Origin of the sequence: Polyangium spumosum, assembly GCF_009649845.1 — a bacterium.
Classification (GTDB): Bacteria; Myxococcota_A; Polyangia; order Polyangiales; family Polyangiaceae; genus Polyangium; species Polyangium spumosum.
The window spans coordinates 22,757-42,708 of record NZ_WJIE01000018.1 but is presented as its reverse complement, the minus strand read 5'-3'; the positions used below and the strand labels follow the sequence as shown (position 1 = coordinate 42,708).

Genomic DNA, 19,952 nt, shown 5'->3' with positions numbered 1-19,952 from the left:
TCGCAACGCGTCACACGGCACGCCGGATCCAGTCCACGATCGCGTCCATCGCCCGCATGGTCGGCGCGCAATGGTCGCGTAGGAAGTCGGCGTCGACGGGGCGGTCGTCCGCGAGGGCCGAGAGCGCCCGCGCGCCGTCGAAATTGACCAGGGCGACGCGCAGGAAGAGCCGGTCCTCGGGGACGCCGAAGTCAGAGCCGGGCAACGTGGCCACGGAGGCCTCGTCGAGGATACGCGCGCAGAGCTCGGGGGACGTGGAGATCCCCCGTCGCGCGAGGCGCTCGGCGAGGGGATCGAGGCTCGGGAACAGGTAGAATCCGCCCGTCGCCGGTCGGCAAAGGACCCCCTCGGCCACGAGCGCGTCGCGGAACGCGCCACACACCGCAGCGAGGATCCGACGCGAGCGCCGGAGGTACGTCTCGATTTCGTCTCCCCCCTGGAAGGCGCGGACGGCCGCATATTGAATGGGGGCGCTCGTCGCGGAGTAGGTCTCGCTCGCCACGACGGCCATCGCGTCGAGCAGCCAGCCGAGCTGCGCCGGGAACGTGAACGTCCCGAGGCGCCATCCGCCGGCCCCGCACCATTTCGACAGGCCGCTGGCGACGATGGTCCCTTCCTCGTAGAACCGCGCGATCGACGTGTGCCTCCCATCGAATTCGAGCTCGCCATAAATCTCGTCGGAGAGCACGACGACGCCATGTCGCCGGAGCACGGCCGCGAGCGCCTCGAGCTCGCGCGCGTCGTAGCTGCATCCCGTGGGGTTGCTCGGGTAGTTGAGGATGAGGATACGGGGCAAGCCGGGCTCCCTCTGGCAGAGCTCGTCGATCTGCTCGGGAGTGATGCGGAACTCGCGTGAAGGATCCGTCGGAATGCGCCGCACCCGCTGCCCGAGGATCCGCGCCTGCGGCTCGTACGACACCCAGGACGGGGAAGGCAACACGAGCTCGCCCCGAAACACGACCTGGAGCAGGAACATCAGCTCCTTCGAGCCGGGCCCCACCAGGACATCCTCCGCCGTCGAGCGTATCCCGTGCCGGTATCGGTGATACTGCGCCACGGCGGCGCGGAGCTGCGGGAGCCCTCGCACGGGGAGATAGTCCTTCTCGGCCGCGTGCGCGCGCAGCGCCTCGACGACGCAGGTAGGCACGGGAAAAGGTGATTGCCCGAGGCCGAGCTTGTACACAGCGCGCCCTTCGGCTGCGAGCTTGCTGCATCGCTCCTGAATGGCGAGCGTCGCTGAGGGCTTCATCCCCCGGAGCCGCGGCTCGAGCGCGTGCTCCGGCGCTGGAAATGTGCCCAAAGCCCCGCTCCGCGACGCCGGTGACGGAAGTGACCGTTCCATCAAAATCAGATGATACGGAAAAGGAGGCGCGTCAAGGAGAACGTCGCTTCCATCGGTTTTATCATCGGACGGATCGTGGCGGCGACGGGGCATGTATCCCCTGGACGGTCGTAACATCCGGGCCATCGTGACCGATCCGTCCATTCGAGTGCTGCCTGTACGTCCTCTGGCGCGGACCGCACCGCGCGGTACGGCCGTTCCCTGGTTTCGGCGCGGAGGTCGAGGTCCGACATTGGGAAGCAGCACGAGGAGAAGCAGAGCAGCACCTGGCTCGTCACCGCGGGAAGGAGAGGCGTATGCGATCATCATGGATAACTCGGGTGACGGCGACGGCGGGCACGGTCTTCGCGCTCGTGCCCCACGCATTCGGGCAGACGCAAGCCATTGCCGCGCCGGAGGTGGTTTCCTCGAATTCGGGCGCGCTCCACGTCGAGCGGCTCGCGACGCTGGAGTTTCCTTGGGGAATGGAGCTTCTGCCGGATGGCAGGCTGCTCCTCACGGAGAAGCCGGGGCGCCTGCGCATCTGGGCGAACGGCGCGCTGTCGGAGCCGGTTCGTGGCGTGCCGGAGGTGGTGTATCGCGGCACTTCCTCGGAGCAGGGAGGCCTGCTCGACGTCGCGATCGACCCGGATTTCGCGCGCAACCGGCTCGTCTACCTCTCGTACGTGGAGGCCGCAGAGCAGCAGCCGCCGAGCATCGGGGCGATCGATGACTTCCGATTCGGCGAGCTCGACCTGACCGACGACGTCTTGCGAGGCGGCGCCGTCGCGCGCGGCAGGCTCGTGGGCGACGAGCTGCGGGACGTCGAGGTCATCTGGCGCCAGGTGCCGAAGACCGTGGGGCGAGGCCACTTCGGCCACCGCCTCCTCTTCGCGCGGGACGGCAGCCTCTTCATCACCTCCGGCGATCGAATGCAATTCGCGCCGGCCCAGGATCTCGGATCGAACCTCGGCAAAGTGGTGCGGATCCGTCCCGATGGGTCGATCCCGGAGGACAATCCCTTCGTCGGAAAAGACGGCGCGCGTGGCGACGTCTGGAGCTACGGCCATCGCAACGTCCTCTCGGCCGCCATCGATCCGTCCTCGGGTCGGTTGTGGGCGCTCGAGATGGGCCCTCTCGGTGGGGACGAGCTCAACCTCGTCGAGCCGGGGCGCAACTATGGGTGGCCGCTCGTGAGCAACGGCGATCATTACACGCGTCCCTCCATCTCTTCCGCTCACACCCTCATCCCGGGCCATGGGACGAGCGAGGCGTATCGGGCCCCCATTCGAAGCTTCACGCCGGTGATTTCCCCTTCGGGCGCGGTCTTCTACACCGGAGCGCTTTTCCCGCAATGGCGTGGTGACCTGCTCGTCGGCGGGCTCTCGTCGCAGGCTCTCATCCGGCTGGTTCTGCATGGCGAGCGCGTGGCGCTCGAAGAGCGGATCGACATGAAGAGGCGCATTCGCGACGTGATCCAGACGCCCGACGGCGCCCTCCTCGTCATCGTCGATGCCGAGAAAGGGGACCTCTTGCGCCTGACCCCTGCCGGAGCGCCGTCGAGGCAATCACCTCGCTGATCTGGCGGGGCCCTTCCTGCGGGGGACGAGCGGCAAACGCCGACGTCCCGACGACGCCTCGACGAATTTCGCGAGATCGGCGTGGTGCTCCGATCGCTCGCATACCGGGTCGGCGTTCGACGCGTCGCCGGTCAGCGCGAGCGCCTGGCAGCGGCATCCGCCGAAATCGACCTCGCGCCGCTCGCAGCTCCGGCAGGGCTCGCGCATCCACGCCGTGCCTCGGAAGCGCTGGAATGCCGGGGAGCGCTCCCATATCGCCCGCAAGCTCCGCTCTCGCACCGAATCGAAGCATAACCCGGGGATCGTCTCGGCCGCGTGGCACGGGAGCGCCAGGCCCTTCGGCGTGATGTTCATGAACCGCCGCCCCCAGCCGCCCATGCATGCCCTGGGCAACCTCCCGTACGCGTCCGGCGGCACGTAATCGATGACGAGCACGCCGACGAGCCTCTCCCGCGCCTCCTCCACGACGGAGAGGACGTCCGCCACCGCTTCGGGCGCTGGCAGGAGGGCCGCGCGATTGACGAGCCCGAATCCATGGTGAATCGCGTGCGCGATCTCGACCCGCCCGGCGCCGAGCGTACGGGAGAGCTCGATGATCTCGCGCACGCCGTCAGCATTGAGAGCGTGGACGACGGCGTTGATCGTCAACGACATGCCTTGCTCCCGCGCCCATCCGGCGACGTTTTGCTTGTGCTCGTGGGCCCCGGAGAACCCGGCGATCGCGTCGGCGAGCGCAGGCCGCGCGTCCTGCACGCTGAGCTGCACGTGGTCGAGCCCCGCCTCGGCGAGCGCCACGACACGCGCTCGATCGAGCAACATGCCGGAGGTGATGAGGTTCGTGTAAAGGCCGAGGCCGGCGGCGCGGCGGACGAGCGCCTCGAGATCCGGCCGCACCGCGGGCTCTCCGCCGGAGAAGTGCACGTGGAGCACCGAGAGCTCCGCGGCCTCCTCGATGACGCGCGCCCAGATCTCCGTGTCGAGCTCGTCCTGCGCGGGCTCGAGCTTCACCGGATTCGAGCAATAAGGGCATCGCAGCGGGCACCTGTGCGAGAGCTCGAGGAGCAACGCGAGCGGGGGCGGCGCGTCGTTCATGTCTCCACGAGCCCCTTGTCTGCGAGCTCCTGGAGCAGCGTGATGACGTCCGCGCGAATGCGCTCGCGCTCGCCCTCGAACACCTCGGCGAGCGCGGTCGTGATCACCTCGACGCTCCGCTCGCCGTCGCAGAGCCGGAGGATTTCGGCGGCGATCGGGTCGGACCAGAGGACGCGCTCGGGCGCGAGCAATGCCAGCGAGGCGCGCGCGGGATCCTCACGCAAGCGAATGTGCGCCCCGAGGCGGGGCACGCTCGCGCCGTCGAGGAGCGCCCGCGCCTTCACGTCTCCGCTCCGGGGACGAACGCGCCCGGCGGGACGTGGCCCGGCGCGACATACGCGTGGTGAAGCGCGTCGAGCATGGCCCAGAGCACGTCGCATTTGAATGAAAGGGCCTCGAGGACGAGCTCCTGCTCCGCCGCCGTTCGCGCCTCGTGTTTCACCCAGGCGAGCGCGAAGTCCGCGTCTCGCGGCGCCTCCGTGAGCCTCGTGTCGAAGTAGGCGAGCGTCTCCCTCCGGATGAACGGGTAATGCGCGAGCATCCCCGCGACGCGCTCGGCGATGATCGACGGCGCGAACAGCTCCGTCAGCGAGGACGCGATGGCGGCGACGAGCGGGCGCTCGCGGACGAAATGCAAATAGGCGTCCGCGGCGAAGCGCGTGGCGGGCAAGACGCCCCTCCCGGCCACGACGTCGCCTCGATCGAGCCCGAGCCCATCGGTGAGCGCGAGCCAGCGCGCGAGGCCGCCCGGAGCTTCCGCGCCGTCCTGGTCCACGAGGCGCTGCCGCCACGCGCGCCGCAGCGCGGGGTCCTCGATGCGCGACAGGATCGCCGCATCCTTGCGCGGGACGACCGCCTGGTAATGATAGCGGTTCAGCGCCCAGGCCATGATTTGCCCGCGCCCGAGCTCGCCGTCGCGCATCAGCACGTGAAACGGGTGCCTGTGATGATAACGATCGCGGCCGATCGCCCGGAGCCTCGCCTCGAGCGCATCGGGTGAGAGCGGGACGGATTCCATCACAGGATGATCTCCATTCCGTCCCACGCGACCTCCCAACCGCGGCTCTCGACGACGCGCCGCTCGGGAGAATCGGCGAGCAGGGCCGGATTCGTGTTGTTCAGGTGGATGAATACTTTTCGTTGGATGCCGACGTCGGCCCATCCATCCATGGCGCCCCTCGGCCCCGACATGCTGACGTGGCCCATCCTTCGCCCGGTCTTCGCGCCCGCGCCCGCCGTGATCATCTCGTCGTCGCGGAAAAACGTCCCGTCGAAGAAGAGGAGCGCGGCTCCTCGCAGGCGGTCGCGCAGCGCGTCCGTGATCGCCGCGCACCCCGGAATGTAGTGGAAGGAGGCCCCGCCGCGCGCCGCGCGGACGTGGAGCCCGACGGTATACCCTGGATCTCCGCTCCTCTCGGCGCGGCCCTCGAGCCATCGTGGCGCCTTGCCGGGGACCACGAATGCCTCGACGAGAAGCCCGCTCGGCTCCTCGTTCGGCCCGAGGAGCTCGATTTCGTGATCGAGCGGCAGCATTCGGCGAGGGACCTGCGCGGGGGAGAGGACGTCGAAGATGGAGTTCTCGTCGAGCGCGGCGTGGACGATGTCCGTCGCGTGAAGCGCGAGGGGCTGCGATTCGCGGAGCGAGAGGAGTCCTGCGACGCGATCGACGTCCGCTCCGGTCAGCGCGACGCCGAGAATGGGCGTGTGGCGGGGCCCGCGTGATGGATCCGGCTGAAGAACGGGAGTTTGCTCGATCTGAGCGCGCAAGTCCGGCGAGGCGTCGAGGAGGAGCCAGCGTTCACGATCCGCGCTCACGCAAAGGCACGTTTGCGTTCTCCGGGGTGAAGCAGGATCTCCCTCGCGCGCCCGCGTGCAGGCCGCTCCGGCGGAGTTCCATTGCGGTATTCCGCCGCCGGCCCCGGAGCCCAGGACTCTGATCTCGAGCGACATCTCCGTTCATCCCCGGGGCGGCGGTCGTTTGGCAAGCCGCTCCCGATCCACCTCCGGAGGCGTATATGCGCCGATTTCCAATCCCACCGGGATTTCGACGATCCTCGGCGTCTGCCATGCAGGTTTCGTGTTCATGCCCCTCCTCCGCTCGGATTTCATAGGCACCGGCCCTGCCGTGGCAAGTCCGCGCACCCTTCGTGGCCTTCACCCCTGGGCTCACAACGTGAAATAAACCACAGTTGCCCCCACTTGAGGCGACCTCACTTGGCCTCCTCGCACCGGCTGGCCCCCGAACGTCGGCCGGCACGAGGTCGCCGTTTGGTGCCTAAGCGCACAATTTTGGTTAACAAGCCAACAGTACAGGCCGAATTTTTCTAGTCCAATCAAATTTTTCTACCGCGACGCCTGAAATCTCGTCGCCCCCAGCACCATCACCTTGACAGTTGATAATGGTTCTCATTATCATTTTCAGCAAGATCGCGGGGTACGCTCAAGACGTGAGCATGGGCACATCAAACCACCCACGCGCGTCGCCTCGCCCCCGGCGTCCCCTGGAGTCCTTTCGTGGCCGATTCCCCCATTACAAGGCATGAGCGCCATCTCCTTTGGCTGCTGGCGGCCGTGCAGTTCACGCACCTCGTCGATTTCATGATCCTGATGCCGCTCGGGCCGGAGCTCCTCCAGCAATTCGGCCTCTCGGCCGCCGGGTTCGGGGCGATGGTGTCGGCGTACACGCTGGCCTCCGCGGCCATGGGCCTCCTCGGCGTGCTCTGGCTGGATCGATGGGATCGCAAGCACGCATTTTTGCTCCTTTATGCGGGCTTCGTGGCCGCCACGGTCTCGTGCGGCTTCGCGGCCAGCCCGACGTGGCTGCTCCTCTCGAGGATCATGGCGGGCGCTTGCGCGGGCCTGATGAGCGCCGTCGTCATGGCCATTCTCGCCGATCGGGTGCCCGCCGAGCGCCGCGGCCGCGCCATCGGCACCGTGATGTCGGCCTACGGAATCTCGGCCGTCGTCGGCGTGCCGCTGGGGGTCTCGATTGCCAGTCGATGGGGCTTTCGCGCGCCCTTCTGGGTCATCGGCGCGCTCGCCTTCGTCCTGTGGCTCCTCGCCTGGCGAATGTTGCCCGCCGTCGATCATCACCTCGCCCGAGCGCGCGAGGAGGGCCCGAACCCTCCCGCCCCGGCCCTCTGGGCGCCCGGGCATTTGCTCGGCTGGGGGCTGACGTTCAGCGTGGTCTTCGCAGGGTTTTTGCTGATCCCGTACCTGAGCACGTTCATGGTGGGCAATCTCGGGCTCCGCCTCTCGGACCTGTCCTGGGTGTATCTATGCGGCGGCGCCGCCACACTCTTCAGCGCGCGCTGGATTGGCCACCTCTCGGACCGTCACGGTCCGCCCCGCGTGCTGGGCTCTCTGCTCGTCGCCGCCCTGGGCCCGTATCTCCTGTTCACGCACATCTCGGCCTCCCCGAAAGCGGTCGTGGCCGCATGTTTCGTCCTTTTCATGACGTTGAATTCAGGACGGGCCATTCCGACGATCGCCCTGATCACGGCCCGGGTCCCGCCCGCGCTGCGCGGGCGTTATCTCTCGGTCAACATGGCGGCGAGCGACGGCGCTTCCGGCCTCGCCGCGTGGACGAGCGGCCATTTCATCACGACCACGCCGGACGGCGCGCTGATCGGCTTCGGTCGCATGGGTTTTCTCGCGGCGAGCATCTCGCTCCTCGCTGTCTGCATCCTGTGGGTGCTCGGGCGCAACGTCGTCCCGCAGCGCGCCGCGCATACCTGAATCGGAAGCCGTCATGATCCACGAAATCGCCACGAGCACGCCGGCGCGCAGCTCCTCGAACAGCGAGGTCGCCGCGGAGCGTGCGCCCGGGGAGAGCCCGCTCGCGCGCCCGCGCCCCCCGGCACGCGCCAGCGACTGGAGCCCCACGTCCTGGAAAAACAAGCCCGATCCGCAGGCAACGCGGTACGACGAACCCGCCGCGGTCGAGCGCGTGGTTTCGCGGATCGAGGAGCTGCCGCCGCTCGTGAGCTCGTGGGAGGTGGAGCGATTGCGATCCCTCATCGCGGAGGCGCAGCTCGGCCGGCGCTTCGTGCTCCAGGGCGGCGATTGCGCCGAGACCATGCGCGATTGTCGCGCGGGCACCATCGTCAAGAAGCTCGACATCCTGCTCAAGATGTCGCTCGTGCTCCTCGTCGGGGGCCGCAGGCCCGTGGTGCGGGTGGGGCGCTTCGCCGGGCAATACGCCAAGCCGCGCTCGCGCCCGACCGAGCTCCGCGGCGGGCTCGAGCTGCCGAGTTATTTCGGCGATCTCGTGAACGGCCCCGAATTCACGCCCGAGGCGCGACGCCCGGACCCGGAGCGGATGCTCGCCTGTTACCAGCACGCGGCGATGACGCTCAATTTCGTGCGTTCGTTCTCGGCCGGCGGGCTCTCGGATCTCGAGCGCCCGGAGCGCTGGAGCCTCTCGTTCTCCGAGCGTGATGGGCTGCCCGCGGCCGTGCGCGAGAGCTTCCAGGCGACGACGCGGCAGCTCGGCGATGCGCTTCGATGCATGGACGCGCTCGGCGGGGCAGGGAACGAGCTCTCGCGCGTCGAGTTCTTCACGTCCCACGAAGCGCTCAACCTCCATTACGAGTCCGCGCAGACGCGCCCTGCGCCGGACCGGGACGCATATTACGACCTCACCACGCACATGCCCTGGCTCGGCGAACGGACGCGGGTGTCGGGCGGCGCGCACGTCGAGTTTCTCCGGGGCATCAGCAATCCGATCGGCATCAAGCTCGGGCCGACGGTATCGCCGGTCGACGTCCTGCGCCTGCTCGACACGCTGAACCCGGGCGAGATCCCCGGGCGCATCGTGCTCATCACGCGGATGGGCGCAACACGCGTCGGGGATGCCCTGCCGCCCCTGCTGGAGGTGGTGAAGCGCGCCGGCCGGCGCGTGCTCTGGGTCTGCGATCCGATGCACGGGAACACCATCACCACGAGCTCGGGCGTGAAGACGCGCGAGTTCGCGTCGATCCTGCGCGAGATCGAGCGGACGTACGACGCACACGACGCCTGCGGGACCTACCTCGGCGGCGTCCATTTCGAGCTCACGGGGGACGACGTCACCGAATGCATCGGCGGCAGCGTGCGCGAGGAGGACCTCTCGCGCGCCTACGAGACCCTCTGTGATCCAAGACTGAACCAGGCCCAGGCGCTGGAGCTCTCGTATTGCATCGCGCGGCGAATGCGGGCGACGAGCCCGTGACCCGTGATGCTCATGATCCCGCCCCAGCCTGGAAGGAGAGTCGCCCGATGACCTCGATTTCGCCGTCCGAAGCCACACTTTCACCCGCGCGCAGCGGCGCCGCGCTCCTCGGAGAGTACAACGCCGAATCGTCGTTCTTCTTTTCGTCGTCAACCCGCACGATCCTGGCGCAGGGCATACGCGAGATCATCGCGGATCCGGGCGGATCGGCTCGCGGTGAGCTCCCGGGACGCGTCGCGGCGGCGCTCGGTTCGCTAAAGAGGTCCGGGCACGACCATCCCATGGCCGTCGGCGCGTTGCCATTCGACGTGCAATCCCCGGCCCACCTCCTCGTTCCGAGGTCCATCCGGATGGCCGGGCCCGTGGACGCGGCGTCGATGTCGCCTCGCGCCCCGGCGCCGGTGTCCGCCGACGAGATACGAATGGTCCCCCAGCGTGACGATTATCTGCGCGGAGTCGAACGAGCCCTCGCCTCGATACGTGACGACGAGCTGTCGAAGGTGGTCCTGTCCAGGGTGCTGGAGCTGCGTTTGCCATCGGCGGTCAATCTCGCCCTCCTGCTCCAGCGGTTGTCGAAGCAGAACACCACCGGGTATACGTTCGCCGTCAAGCTCCCCGAGGAGCGCGCGTCGGGCTCCGCATCGGAGCCTCCGGCGCGGACGCTCCTCGGAGCGAGCCCGGAGCTCTTGGTGTCCCGATCCGGAAACACGGTATTCGCCAATCCGCTGGCAGGCTCCGCGCCGCGGAGCCCGGACCCCGAGGAGGATCGCCGACGGGCAGACGCGCTGCTCGCATCCGAGAAGGACCGGCGCGAGCACGCGGTCGTCGTCGACGCCGTCGCCGCAGCGCTCCGGCCATTTTGCCGGCGGCTCGACGTCCCCTCGAAGGCGTCGCTCTTGCACACGCCGGCCATGTGGCACCTCTCGAGCCCGATCACGGGGGAGCTCGCGGATCTCTCGGTCTCGTCGCTCGAGCTCGCCATGGCCCTGCACCCGACGCCGGCCGTGTGCGGATATCCGACGACACGCGCGCGCGCGGCGATCGAGGCCATCGAGCCCTTCGATCGAGGGTACTTCACCGGCCTCGTGGGGTATTGCGACGCGACAGGCGACGGCGAATGGGCGGTGACCATCCGCTGCGCCGACATCCGCGGGGACGCGGTTCGCCTGTATGCCGGAGCCGGCATCGTCGCCGGCTCGGTGCCCGAACGCGAGCGAGCCGAGATATCGTCGAAAATGCGCACCGTGTTGAACGCGCTGGGCCTCGATCCCTTGCCGGAGGACCTCTGATGCGCGCCGATGAATCACGAGGCCCGCAAGCGCTCGATGGATTCACGCCGTGGCCCCCCGAATTCGCCGATCGTTACCGGCGCGCCGGCCACTGGCGAGGTGAGACCTTCGGAGAATGGCTCCACGCGCGCGCGGCGCGATTCGGCGATCGGGTCGCGCTCGTCGACGAACGGCGCCGCCTGAGCTACCGCGAGCTCGATACACGCGCCTCTCACCTCGCGGCCGGTCTCTCGCGGCTGGGTATCCGGCCGAGGGATCGCGTGGTCGTGCAGCTCCCGAACGTCGTGGAGTTCTTCGAGGTCTGCTTCGCCTTGTTCCGGCTGGGCGCGCTGCCCGTGCTCGCCCTGCCCGCACATCGACGGTCCGAAATCTCGTATTTCTGCGAATTCACCGAGGCCGTCGCGTACATCATCGCCGACAAGGACGGGGGATTCGATTACCGCAAGCTCGCCGAGGAGATCCGGGCCGAAGCGAGCACCGTGAAGCACGTCCTCGTCGCCGGCGAACCGGGGCCGTTCACCGCACTCGAGAGCGTCTACGACGAGCCTGCCCCGCTCCCCGAGCCCGCGCCCGGGGACGTCGCATTTTTTCAGCTCTCGGGCGGCAGCACCGGTGTGCCCAAGCTGATCCCCCGAACGCACGACGATTACCTCTACAGTGTCCGCGCCAGCGCGGAGATCTGCGCGCTCGACGAGGAGAGCGTCTATCTCGTCACGTTGCCCGTCGCGCACAACTTCCCGCTGAGCTCTCCCGGTAGCCTGGGCGCGCTCCATGCAGGCGGCCGCGTCGTGCTCAGCCGGCGCCCGAGCCCGGACGAGGCATTCCTCTGGATCGAAAAAGAGCGCGTCACCGTGACCGCCGTCGTGCCGCCCCTCTGCGCGGTCTGGCTCGAAGCCGCGCGCAATACCCGGCATGATCTCTCGAGCCTCCGCTTGCTGCAGGTGGGCGGATCCAAGCTGAGCGTGGAGGTCGCGCGCCGCGTACGGGGCGCGCTCGGATGCACCTTGCAACAGGTGTTCGGAATGGCGGAGGGGCTCGTCAATTACACCCGCTTCGACGATCCCGAGGACGTCATCGTCGAGACCCAGGGCTGCCCCATATCGAAGGACGACGAGATCCGGATCGTCGACGACGACGACCGAGACGTCGACGTCGGTCAGGTGGGGCACCTCTTGACGCGCGGCCCTTATACCATCCGCGGTTATTACAAGGCCGACACCCACAACGAGAGGGCATTCACCCGTGACGGGTTCTACCGGACGGGGGACCTCGTGCGGCGCGCGCCGTCCGGGGCCCTCGTCGTGGAGGGGCGCGCGAAGGATCAGATCAACCGCGGCGGCGAGAAGATCGCGGCCGAGGAGATCGAGAACCACCTGCTCGCCCATCCCGCGGTGCGCGACGTGGCGCTCGTCTCCATGCCGGATGTTTTCCTCGGCGAGCGCTCGTGCGCGTTCGTCGTCCCCCGGGAGAGAACGCCGGTCCCACGTGAGCTCACCGCATTCCTGCGCGGGCGTGGCCTCGCCCCCTACAAGATCCCGGACCGCATCGAGCTCCTCGATGAACTCCCCAAGACGAGCGTGGGGAAGGTGGACAAGAAGGCGCTCCGCCACTGGATCGCCGACAAGATCGCCCAGAAGGGCCAATGACGATCGGAGAACATCGACCATGGGAATCCCCAGCATCCAGCCTTATTTCATGCCGCGGAAAGAGGAGCTGCCGAAGAACCGCATGTCCTGGACGCCGGAGCCGGGCCGCGCCGCCCTTCTCATCCACGACATGCAGCAGTATTTCATCGATTATTACGATCCCCAGGCGTCGCCGGTCGTCGAGCTCCTGGAGAACATCCAGAAGGTGCGGGCGCGGTGCCGGGCGCTCGGGATCCCGGTCGTTTATACCATGCAGCCGCCGGAGCAGACGGCCGAGGAGCGCGGCCTCCTGCTGGATCTGTGGGGCCCCGGCCTGACGGCGCACCCGCACAAGCACCCCATCGTGAACGAGCTCGCGCCGGAGGACACGGACACCGTCCTCACGAAATGGCGCTACAGCGCATTTCAACGCACCGAGCTCCTCGACATCATGCGTCGATGGCGCCGCGATCAGCTCATCATTTGCGGCGTCTACGCGCACATCGGGTGCATGCTCACCGCCGGCGAGGCGTTCATGAACGACGTGCAGCCCTTCTTCGTGGCCGACGCGACCTCCGATTTCACGCGAAACTGGCACGAGATGGCCATGACCTACGTGGCGCAGCGGTGCGGCGTCGTGCTCTCGACCCGCGACGTGCTCGACGCGCTCGCGGAGAGCTCGCCCCGCGCCGCGACGCTCGATCTGGAGCGCCTGCGCGGCGAGGTCGCCGATCTTCTGGAGCGACCGGTCTCCGACATCCAGAGCGGCGATTCGCTCCTCGACCTGGGCCTCGATTCCATTCGCCTCATGACCCTCGTGGAGAGGCTACGCGCCGCCGGGATCGACATCTCGTTCGTGGAGCTCGCGGAGCGCGCGACGCTCGACGATTGGTGGGAGATCCTCGCCGCGCGAATGCCGCTCGGGCGAGGGAAGGGACCCGAGAGGGAGCGAGCTCATGGAGTTCGAGGGTAAAATCGCGCTCGTGACGGGCGCTGCCCAGGGCATCGGGGAGGCCGTCGCGCGAGCGCTCGCCGCGCGTGGCGCCAGGGTGGCCGCGGTGGATTCGAACGCGGAGCGCCTCGGCGCGGTGATCGCCGAAATGCAGGCGAGGGGAGGCTGCGCTTCGCCGTTTCACGCAGACGTCACGGACAGCGAGGCGGTCGACGCGGCGGTGGAACGGATCGAGCGCGAGCTCGGCCCCATCGATTTTCTTGTCAACGTCGCGGGCGTCTTGCGCGTCGATCCCATCGAAGCGCTGCGCGACGAGGACTGGGAGCGGACCTTCGCGGTGAATGCCCGAGGGGTGTTTTACCTTTGCCGCGCCGTCGCCCGGCGCATGGTGCCGCGCCGCGCCGGGGCCATCGTGACCGTCGGATCCAACGCGGGGCGGACGCCACGCATGCACATGTCGGTGTATGCGGCATCGAAGGCGGCCGCCGCCATGTTCACCAAATGCATGGGCCTCGAGCTCGCGAAGCACGGCATCCGGTGCAATGTCGTCTCGCCGGGATCGACGGATACGCCGATGCAGCGCTCGTTGTGGAGGGACGAAAGCGGGGCGCAGGCCGTCATCGACGGCGCGCCGGGCGCTTTCAAGGTAGGGATTCCCCTGCAAAGAATCGCCGATCCGGCGGACGTCGCGGGCGCGGTGTTGTTCCTGCTCTCGGATCAGGCGCGCCACATCACCATGCACGATCTTTGCGTCGACGGCGGCGCCACGCTGGGAGCGTGACGCCGCCGCGTCGCGGGGCTCAGGGGCCGTCGCCCTGCACGTTGCCGAATTGAATCTCCGAGGCCGTCCCGCGCATGACGAGCGCGGCGGCGGCCAAGGCGATCGCAATCGCGAGCGCGCCGACGACCCGCGTGGGCTTCATCTGCCACCACATCGCGAGTCCGCTCAGGGCCCACACGACCAGCGTGATGCCCGTGATGTCGGCGAAGAGCGCGAAGAACCAGGCCATGTCGCCGTGAATGGGAAAATGGTGCGTCGTGTGGAGCCTCTCCAGGAGCTCCACGAAGCGGAGCTTCCCCGCTCCAGCAGGCCGCCCGTCGACCTGGCCGGTGCCGAGGTCGTAAACGACGTTCCACGTGCGTCCGTTCTCGTCACGCATACGGAAACGCAGCTCGGGGTGGACCTTGGGATGCGCCCGCAAAGGCCCCTCCGCGTCGATCCCCAGCTTCGGCAAGAGCTCCGTCAACTGATCCTGCACGGCCGCCATTCTGTATTCTGGCAACTCGATCGTCGCGCCGACGAAAGGGGGAGGGTCGGATTTCGGCTCCGGTGCATGCGTGGAGAACGTCGCGCCGCCGCCGTCGAGGCTGACGATGAGCACGTGGCGGCCTCCCGCGCGGCTCGGCGTCGCGAGCAAGGGCCAGCCCGAGAATGAGCTCGGTGCGCTCGGATCCAGCGTATACATTCCGGAGGAGCCGGCGTTGATCTGCGCGACGACCCTTTGCGCGATCTGCTCGGGATTCCACGGCTTCCATCCGGTGAGCGTGGAGAGCTCCTCCGGGGAGAGGTCCCGCTGCTCGATGTCACGCCCGATCTCGGGATGATTGAACAGCGCGCCGCTCGCTCCGAAGAGGAGCACCCACGGGAAAACGAGCAGGCCGAGATACATGTGCAGGCGCCGCACGAATTTCATGACGGCGCCATACCTGCGGCGCGGGCGAGGGGGCTCGACCCGCGGCGACGAGGCCTCTTTCTCGGGATCCGGGGACGTCATCGGATCTTCACGGCCGAGAAGACGAGGCCCGGCGCGCTCAGCACCGCGTCGCTCGGGCCCGTCGCGCCGAGCTCGACGAGCTTCGTGGAGTCCTGGCCCTGGAAGAGCGCCATGAAGCTCCGGTCGCCGAGCTCCAGCGGAATGACGCTCCCCGTGCTGAGGGCGGCGTCCAGCACCGTGGCCGTCGGGGTATCGCCGAGGGTGACGGACGCCCATTTCCAGGCCGGCGCGCTCGCCAGGACACGCGGGTGCGTGTCCGGCATGATCGGGAAGACCGCCTCGTCGAGCACCCGCAAAAAGGCCTCGTTGCCCGGCCCGCGGATCAACGAACCGGCGGTCTGCCCGCCGAAGAGCGCGCCGAGCTCGACGTGGAACGCGGCGTCGAACGCCTTCGTCGCCTGGTCGAACCGCAACATGCAAGACGGCGCTGCATTGGCGCTGTTCAACCGGTGCACGGCCGCGCCGTAGGCCTCGGTGGCGAGATAAATGTTGCCGTCGGGCCCCTCGATACCATCACGCACGTAGCCGCAGCGATCGTCCGTGACGATGGTCGCCTCGTCCGTCTTGCCATTCACGACGACGACCGCCGCCCGGCTCGGGACCTCCGGCCCCTTTCGATACCCCGCGAAGGTGATGACGTCGTCGCCGAGGCGCAGCGGCGCGGCCGTGAACGTCAAGGTGGTATCCGCGATGACGAGCCCATCGAGCGGAATGTCCCCGATGATCGTCATGTCCTTCGGGTTCCAGATCACGACCTGGGCCGTCGGGCCGTCGAAGAAATACGCCTTCGTCTCGGAGACGAATTGAAACTGGCCGTGGTATTCACCGAACGTGGCAATTCCCTTGCCCTGGAAGCTCACCGTGGCGCCCGCTCGCAAGCTGCCGTCCGCTTGCAGGTCGTAACGCGTCAAGGTCGGCCCCGCGTCGCCCGCGACGAACACGGCGCCCCCGCCCTCGGGCCCGACGCCGAGGGCGCGCCCGGCGATTTCGACGCCATCATCGAGCGAGAGCGTGGCTTCACCCCCGATCTCGTCGGTCACGAGGAGATAACTCTGGTTGTCACCGCCATTGGCGCCGAATACCTGGGTCGTGAAGGCATACGCGGGCCCGGTCACGGGAGTGCCCCCGGCCTGACCGCCCTCGCCGCCGGTGCCTCCGTCGCCGCAGGCGGCGAGGCAAGGGAAGACGAGGGTGATGATGAGCGCGGACGTGTTTTTCATGGATGTATCTCCTGGAAAAGAATGGGGGGTCAGAGCTCGAGGACGGCCTTGGCGTGCGCCGCTCGCCCCGGGAGCTGGACCCCGAACGAATCGAAGACCTTTTCATCCGTCAGGTTTTGCACCTCGACGGTCCCGCTCACGGAGCCGTCGCCGTGCTTGACGGTGTACGTGAGCGCGAGCGCGTGGACGAGCTGGGAGGGGATCACCAGCTTGGAATCGGCGGCCCCGACGCTCTCCCACCCGCGGTAGTAGGCCCGGACGTGCCGCGCCTGCCACGTGAGCGAGAGGGCGTCGCGCGGCCGGAGCAAATCGGACCCTTGCACGCGGGCGCTCCCGCCGGCGAGCAGGTACGGGCGGTTGGGGATGCGATCCCCCTCGAATTTGCCGAATGCGCCGTCACCTGCCGTGTTGCGGAAATCCTGCCAGGTGACGTATCCGTCCAGCGAGAGCCAATCCCCCGGCGAGGACCACCCCAGGGCCGCCTCGACGCCGACCGATCGAGCCGAGAGGACGTTCTCGTGCTGGAAATAATTGCCTGCGCTGAGCAGGACGATGAGGTTCTCCGCGAAGCGCCCGAAGCCGTTGACATTGAACCGGACGAGGCCGACGGCGGTGTCGACGCGCTCCAGGGTCAGGCCGAGGTTGAGGTTGTGGCTCGCCTCAGGCTCGAGGTGCAGGTTCTCGAGGACGAGCGCGCCATTGCCGAACACCTCCTCCGGGTTGGGTAAACGTGTGGCGTACTCGTACGAAGCCTTGGCGTAAAACGCCTCCGAGAAACGAAGACGCACGCTGTCGCCGATCCCCACGCGGTGACTCGTTCGGTCGAGATCGCGGAGGTTCCCATTCGGCAATTGTTCCTTGGTCCGGGCGACCTGCGAGTACCCCTTGACGAAGGCGATGTTCGCGACCTTCCCTGCAAACGGGCGCCATTCGTGCTCGGCGCCGGCCACGCTGCTCAGCAAGCCTCGCTCTGCGGTGAGCGGATCGTAATCGTCCGCGGGGATGGCTTGGTCTTTCCCGGTCCGGGCGGCATGGGTGGGCGAGAGCCCGAAGCGCAACGAATGCCACGGCGCGGGGTTCCACGCCAGGTTGAAGCGGGCGAAGGTGTTGTGTTGCTCGACGATCTGGTCGATCGCGCGCGCCTCGATCTCGCCTCGTTGCGGGAGCTCGAACACGCATCGACCGAACCAGTCGTATCGACACGTGGAGAGATCCTGAAAGGCCGTGCGCGTGTACGTGTACCCTGCCACCGCGTCGAGGCGCGTCCGCCTGGAGAAGCGCTGCGCGTACCTGAGGTGCGCGCCCGCCGATTGCTTGCCGTAGGTGACGGAGCCATAAGGAACGGACATGAGCGCGTTGTGTTGAACGTCCCTCTGGTGCTCGGTGTAAAAGGCGCGCAAAAGGAGCCGCTCCGCCCGCGGGCGCTCGACGATCCCCACCTCGACGCTCCCGCCGCCGGCGCGGTAGCCGTCATGAAATCGGTGTACACGCGCCGGCGAGAGGCGCCCGAGCTCGTCGAAGACCTCGACGTCGATGGGATAATCGTTTCGTGTATAATCGTAGAACCCATTGACGCGGGCGAAGAACCCGCTCGGCTCGTGCTTGTGCCTCGCGCTCAGCGTCAGCCGATACGTCTTGAAGGAGCCGACCTGGTAGGACGCGGAGGCGTGCGTGCCGCGGACGTCCGTATCGGTCACCAGGTTCACCGCGCCTCCCAGGGCATCGGCGCCGAATCGCACGGGCACGACGCCGCGGTAGATCTCCATACGCTCGACGAGGTTGACCGGCACATTGGTGATCCCGTGCGCATACCCGGCGAGGTCGAGGGGCACGCCGTCGAGGAAGAAGCGGATCTGATCCCCGGTGAGGCCATTGAGCGAGAGGCGCGCGCTCGATCCGAGCCCGCCGGCCCGGCGCACGGAGACGCCCTCGGAGCGCGCCAGCACCTCGCCGAGATCCGCGGTTTGCCGCTGCGCTTCCTCGGTCTCGATCACCTGGACGGCCTGGGCGGACCGCCGGAGTCGGTCGGCCTCGGAGGCTCCGCGCACCATGACATCGATCGGCAGTTTGGCAGGACCGACCGAGACCCCTGCCGCGCGCGCTGTCGAGTCCGGTGGAGGCTGCGCTGGAGCGGGCGGAGCCTCCTCGACCGGGGCAGGCTCCGGGGGCAGCCTGAAATCATAGGCGTAGAGGATGATCGCTGCGACGTGCTTTTCACCGCGGCGAGCCGGCGCGAATCGAAATCGCAGGGCCGCTTCGCGCGCGGCCTCGTCGAAGCCGCTGCCGGCCGATTCCACGACCTCGGCCCGCGTGACGCGCCCCTCGACGTCGATACGAAGCTTCAGCACCACGCGGCCCTCCTGCCGGGCCGCGCGCGCCTCCTCGGGATAGGCAGCCTCTGCGAATTCGATGAGCTCGGGCGGGCTCACCTCGCGCTCGCTCGTCGCGCTCGCCTGCGCGGGCGCTGCGTCCTCCGCGAGGGCGGGCGGGGCGGCCGAGAGGACGAGGGCCAGGGCTCCGGCAAACCCGGTGCACGAAAAACGGCGTCCGCGGAACATCTGTGAATCAGGACCTCGCGCCGGCGGGGCTGCCCTCGAATGCGCCGCTCCTCGCCATCTCGACGAGCGCGTCGTGCGCCGCCTCGATCGTGAAATCGACCTGCGCTTCGGTGTGCGCGCCGCAGAGGAAGCTCACGTCACGGCGCAGGAGCACCCCGCGCTTCGCCATGGCGCCGACGAACTGGGCCGCGAGCCTCGTGTGCGTCGCGAGATCGTCGGCGAAGAGGAAGAACGGGATCGAGTCGTATCCGACCACGCGGAGCGGTGCCCCGTTCTTCGCGGCCTTGTCGTTCACGCCCTCGCGCAGCCGCTTGCCGAGCGCGGCGAGCCGCTCGATGTAATCGGTGTCCCGATACTCGGCGAGGACCGCCTTGCAGACCTCCAGGGAGAGCATCTCGCCGCCGAACGTCGTCGATACCTGCAGCTCCGCGAGGCGGCTCATCACCTCCCGCGGGCCGGCGATGGCCGAGAGCGGCATGCCCGCCGCGATGCCCTTCGAGAGGCACACGAAATCAGCGGAGATCCCGTAAAACTCCTGGGCGCCGCCGCGCGCGAGCCGGAAGCCCGTCACGACCTCGTCCAGCACGAAGAGCACGCCGTGGGCGTGACAGGTCTCGCGGAGGACACGCAAGAACTCCGCCGATACGCAGCGCTTGTAAGGCAACGAGAGCAGCACGGCCGCGATCTCGGATCCCTTGTCGGTGATCAAGTCGAGCAGCGGCCGCTCGTCGGCCTCGGCCATGAGCGGCATGCGATACGTGTATTCGCGCAGCACCGCCGGCACGCCGGGCGTGTCGAACATGAATTGATCGTGCCACCCGTTGTAGCCGATGGTGACGACCTTCTCCTTCCCCGTCACGTGGCGGGCGAGACGCAGCGCCGCGGAGGTCGCGTCCGCTCCGGTCTTGAAGAAGCGGGCCATCTCCGCGCCCGGGATCAGATCGACCAGCGCGCGCGTGGCCGTGACCTCGATCTCCGTCGGCAACGAATGCAGCACGCCTTTTTCGAGCCGCTCGCGGATGGTACGGACGACGGCGGGGTGGTTGTGCCCCAGCGTGTTCGCCCCGAGGCCGCAGATGTAATCGATGTATTCGTTGCCGTCCACGTCCCGCACGAGCGCGCCCTCGCCGCCGTCGAGGTACACCGGGAACGAGCCCAGCGCGTACATCTCCGGCCGCTTCATGAGCGACTGGGTGACGCCGGGGATCAGCCGGCGCGCCTCGGCGAGCAGCGCATTCGAGCGATCGAGCTTCCATTCCACCGCGATGGGTCGCGGGAGACCAGGGGTCCGTGAGGTCATCGTTGATTTCCTTTGCTTCGGGTGAGCG

The 19,952-nt window shown here is 68.1% G+C and carries 17 protein-coding genes; 7 read left to right on the top strand and 10 right to left on the bottom strand.

Going from position 1 to position 19,952, the window contains the following annotated elements:
* Positions 1-10: 10 nt before the first annotated feature.
* The gene (locus GF068_RS37150) at positions 11-1,249 is read right to left on the bottom strand and encodes a pyridoxal phosphate-dependent aminotransferase (RefSeq protein WP_206079634.1); all 1,239 of its coding nucleotides are present in this window, start codon (positions 1,247-1,249) and stop codon (positions 11-13) included.
* A gap of 389 nt (positions 1,250-1,638) precedes the next feature.
* Here GF068_RS37150 and GF068_RS37145 point away from each other — a divergent pair, with 389 nt between their 5' ends.
* The gene (locus GF068_RS37145) at positions 1,639-2,901 is read left to right on the top strand and encodes a PQQ-dependent sugar dehydrogenase (RefSeq protein WP_153824295.1); all 1,263 of its coding nucleotides are present in this window, start codon (positions 1,639-1,641) and stop codon (positions 2,899-2,901) included.
* Here the strand turns inward: GF068_RS37145 and pqqE are convergent.
* From pqqE to pqqA, 5 genes are read right to left on the bottom strand one after another with little or no spacing between them, the layout of a single operon-like run.
* On the bottom strand, positions 2,890-3,993 hold the full coding sequence (pqqE, locus tag GF068_RS37140; RefSeq protein ID WP_153824294.1) for a pyrroloquinoline quinone biosynthesis protein PqqE: 1,104 nt from the start codon (positions 3,991-3,993) through the stop codon (positions 2,890-2,892). The genes GF068_RS37145 and pqqE overlap by 12 nt on opposite strands.
* The gene (pqqD, locus tag GF068_RS37135; RefSeq protein ID WP_206079633.1) at positions 3,990-4,277 is read right to left on the bottom strand and encodes a pyrroloquinoline quinone biosynthesis peptide chaperone PqqD; all 288 of its coding nucleotides are present in this window, start codon (positions 4,275-4,277) and stop codon (positions 3,990-3,992) included. The genes pqqE and pqqD overlap by 4 nt, the downstream gene beginning before the upstream one ends.
* On the bottom strand, positions 4,274-5,011 hold the full coding sequence (pqqC, locus tag GF068_RS37130; RefSeq protein WP_153824292.1) for a pyrroloquinoline-quinone synthase PqqC: 738 nt from the start codon (positions 5,009-5,011) through the stop codon (positions 4,274-4,276). The genes pqqD and pqqC overlap by 4 nt, the downstream gene beginning before the upstream one ends.
* A complete protein-coding gene (gene pqqB / locus GF068_RS37125) occupies positions 5,011-5,943 on the bottom strand; it encodes a pyrroloquinoline quinone biosynthesis protein PqqB (protein ID WP_153824291.1) in 933 nt (310 codons plus the stop codon). The genes pqqC and pqqB overlap by 1 nt, the downstream gene beginning before the upstream one ends.
* Positions 5,944-5,949: 6 nt before the next feature.
* Positions 5,950-6,078 (bottom strand): pyrroloquinoline quinone precursor peptide PqqA, encoded by a 129-nt coding sequence (gene pqqA / locus GF068_RS47490; RefSeq protein ID WP_170319895.1) that lies wholly within the window; start codon positions 6,076-6,078, stop codon positions 5,950-5,952.
* Between the two features lie 429 nt (positions 6,079-6,507).
* Here pqqA and mxcK point away from each other — a divergent pair, with 429 nt between their 5' ends.
* From mxcK to GF068_RS37090, 6 genes are read left to right on the top strand one after another with little or no spacing between them, the layout of a single operon-like run.
* Positions 6,508-7,731 (top strand): myxochelin export MFS transporter MxcK, encoded by a 1,224-nt coding sequence (gene mxcK / locus GF068_RS37115; RefSeq protein WP_338046731.1) that lies wholly within the window; start codon positions 6,508-6,510, stop codon positions 7,729-7,731.
* Positions 7,732-7,744: 13 nt separating this feature from the next.
* Positions 7,745-9,205: a 3-deoxy-7-phosphoheptulonate synthase class II gene (locus GF068_RS37110; protein ID WP_153824289.1), complete on the top strand. Its 1,461-nt coding sequence runs from the start codon at positions 7,745-7,747 to the stop codon at positions 9,203-9,205.
* Between the two features lie 47 nt (positions 9,206-9,252).
* Entirely contained in the window at positions 9,253-10,494 is a 1,242-nt protein-coding gene (dhbC, locus tag GF068_RS37105; RefSeq protein WP_153824288.1) for an isochorismate synthase DhbC, read from the top strand.
* Positions 10,494-12,140, top strand: coding sequence for a (2,3-dihydroxybenzoyl)adenylate synthase (locus GF068_RS37100; protein WP_153824287.1), 1,647 nt, complete (start codon positions 10,494-10,496; stop codon positions 12,138-12,140). Before dhbC ends, GF068_RS37100 begins: the two co-directional genes overlap by 1 nt.
* Before the next feature lie 19 nt (positions 12,141-12,159).
* The gene (locus GF068_RS37095) at positions 12,160-13,092 is read left to right on the top strand and encodes an isochorismatase family protein (RefSeq protein ID WP_153824286.1); all 933 of its coding nucleotides are present in this window, start codon (positions 12,160-12,162) and stop codon (positions 13,090-13,092) included.
* On the top strand, positions 13,076-13,852 hold the full coding sequence (locus tag GF068_RS37090; RefSeq protein WP_153824285.1) for a 2,3-dihydro-2,3-dihydroxybenzoate dehydrogenase: 777 nt from the start codon (positions 13,076-13,078) through the stop codon (positions 13,850-13,852). Before GF068_RS37095 ends, GF068_RS37090 begins: the two co-directional genes overlap by 17 nt.
* A 19-nt stretch (positions 13,853-13,871) precedes the next feature.
* Here GF068_RS37090 and GF068_RS37085 read toward each other — a convergent pair whose 3' ends face one another.
* Genes GF068_RS37085 through GF068_RS37070 form a run of 4 tightly spaced genes read right to left on the bottom strand, consistent with a single transcriptional unit; the run spans position 13,872 to position 19,924 of the window.
* The gene (locus GF068_RS37085) at positions 13,872-14,846 is read right to left on the bottom strand and encodes a PepSY domain-containing protein (RefSeq protein ID WP_153824284.1); all 975 of its coding nucleotides are present in this window, start codon (positions 14,844-14,846) and stop codon (positions 13,872-13,874) included.
* The gene (locus GF068_RS37080) at positions 14,843-16,066 is read right to left on the bottom strand and encodes a hypothetical protein (RefSeq protein ID WP_153824283.1); all 1,224 of its coding nucleotides are present in this window, start codon (positions 16,064-16,066) and stop codon (positions 14,843-14,845) included. The genes GF068_RS37085 and GF068_RS37080 overlap by 4 nt, the downstream gene beginning before the upstream one ends.
* 29 nt (positions 16,067-16,095) lie before the next feature.
* On the bottom strand, positions 16,096-18,624 hold the full coding sequence (gene mxcH / locus GF068_RS37075) for a TonB-dependent siderophore myxochelin receptor MxcH (RefSeq protein ID WP_153824282.1): 2,529 nt from the start codon (positions 18,622-18,624) through the stop codon (positions 16,096-16,098).
* A 7-nt stretch (positions 18,625-18,631) separates the two neighbouring features.
* Positions 18,632-19,924: an aspartate aminotransferase family protein gene (locus GF068_RS37070; protein ID WP_153824281.1), complete on the bottom strand. Its 1,293-nt coding sequence runs from the start codon at positions 19,922-19,924 to the stop codon at positions 18,632-18,634.
* Positions 19,925-19,952 lie beyond the last annotated feature (28 nt).

Bases quoted from the DNA above. Each gene is read 5' to 3' on its own strand.
- GF068_RS37150 (WP_206079634.1), bottom strand. From the start codon at position 1,249: ATGAAGCCCTCAGCGACGCTCGCCATTCAGGAGCGATGCAGCAAGCTC.
- GF068_RS37145 (WP_153824295.1), top strand. From the start codon at position 1,639: ATGCGATCATCATGGATAACTCGGGTGACGGCGACGGCGGGCACGGTC.
- pqqE (WP_153824294.1), bottom strand. From the start codon at position 3,993: ATGAACGACGCGCCGCCCCCGCTCGCGTTGCTCCTCGAGCTCTCGCAC.
- pqqC (WP_153824292.1), bottom strand. From the start codon at position 5,011: ATGGAATCCGTCCCGCTCTCACCCGATGCGCTCGAGGCGAGGCTCCGG.
- pqqB (WP_153824291.1), bottom strand. From the start codon at position 5,943: ATGTCGCTCGAGATCAGAGTCCTGGGCTCCGGGGCCGGCGGCGGAATA.
- pqqA (WP_170319895.1), bottom strand. From the start codon at position 6,078: ATGAACACGAAACCTGCATGGCAGACGCCGAGGATCGTCGAAATCCCG.
- GF068_RS37110 (WP_153824289.1), top strand. From the start codon at position 7,745: ATGATCCACGAAATCGCCACGAGCACGCCGGCGCGCAGCTCCTCGAAC.
- dhbC (WP_153824288.1), top strand. From the start codon at position 9,253: ATGACCTCGATTTCGCCGTCCGAAGCCACACTTTCACCCGCGCGCAGC.
- GF068_RS37100 (WP_153824287.1), top strand. From the start codon at position 10,494: ATGCGCGCCGATGAATCACGAGGCCCGCAAGCGCTCGATGGATTCACG.
- GF068_RS37095 (WP_153824286.1), top strand. From the start codon at position 12,160: ATGGGAATCCCCAGCATCCAGCCTTATTTCATGCCGCGGAAAGAGGAG.
- GF068_RS37090 (WP_153824285.1), top strand. From the start codon at position 13,076: ATGGAGTTCGAGGGTAAAATCGCGCTCGTGACGGGCGCTGCCCAGGGC.
- GF068_RS37085 (WP_153824284.1), bottom strand. From the start codon at position 14,846: ATGACGTCCCCGGATCCCGAGAAAGAGGCCTCGTCGCCGCGGGTCGAG.
- GF068_RS37080 (WP_153824283.1), bottom strand. From the start codon at position 16,066: ATGAAAAACACGTCCGCGCTCATCATCACCCTCGTCTTCCCTTGCCTC.
- mxcH (WP_153824282.1), bottom strand. From the start codon at position 18,624: ATGTTCCGCGGACGCCGTTTTTCGTGCACCGGGTTTGCCGGAGCCCTG.
- GF068_RS37070 (WP_153824281.1), bottom strand. From the start codon at position 19,924: ATGACCTCACGGACCCCTGGTCTCCCGCGACCCATCGCGGTGGAATGG.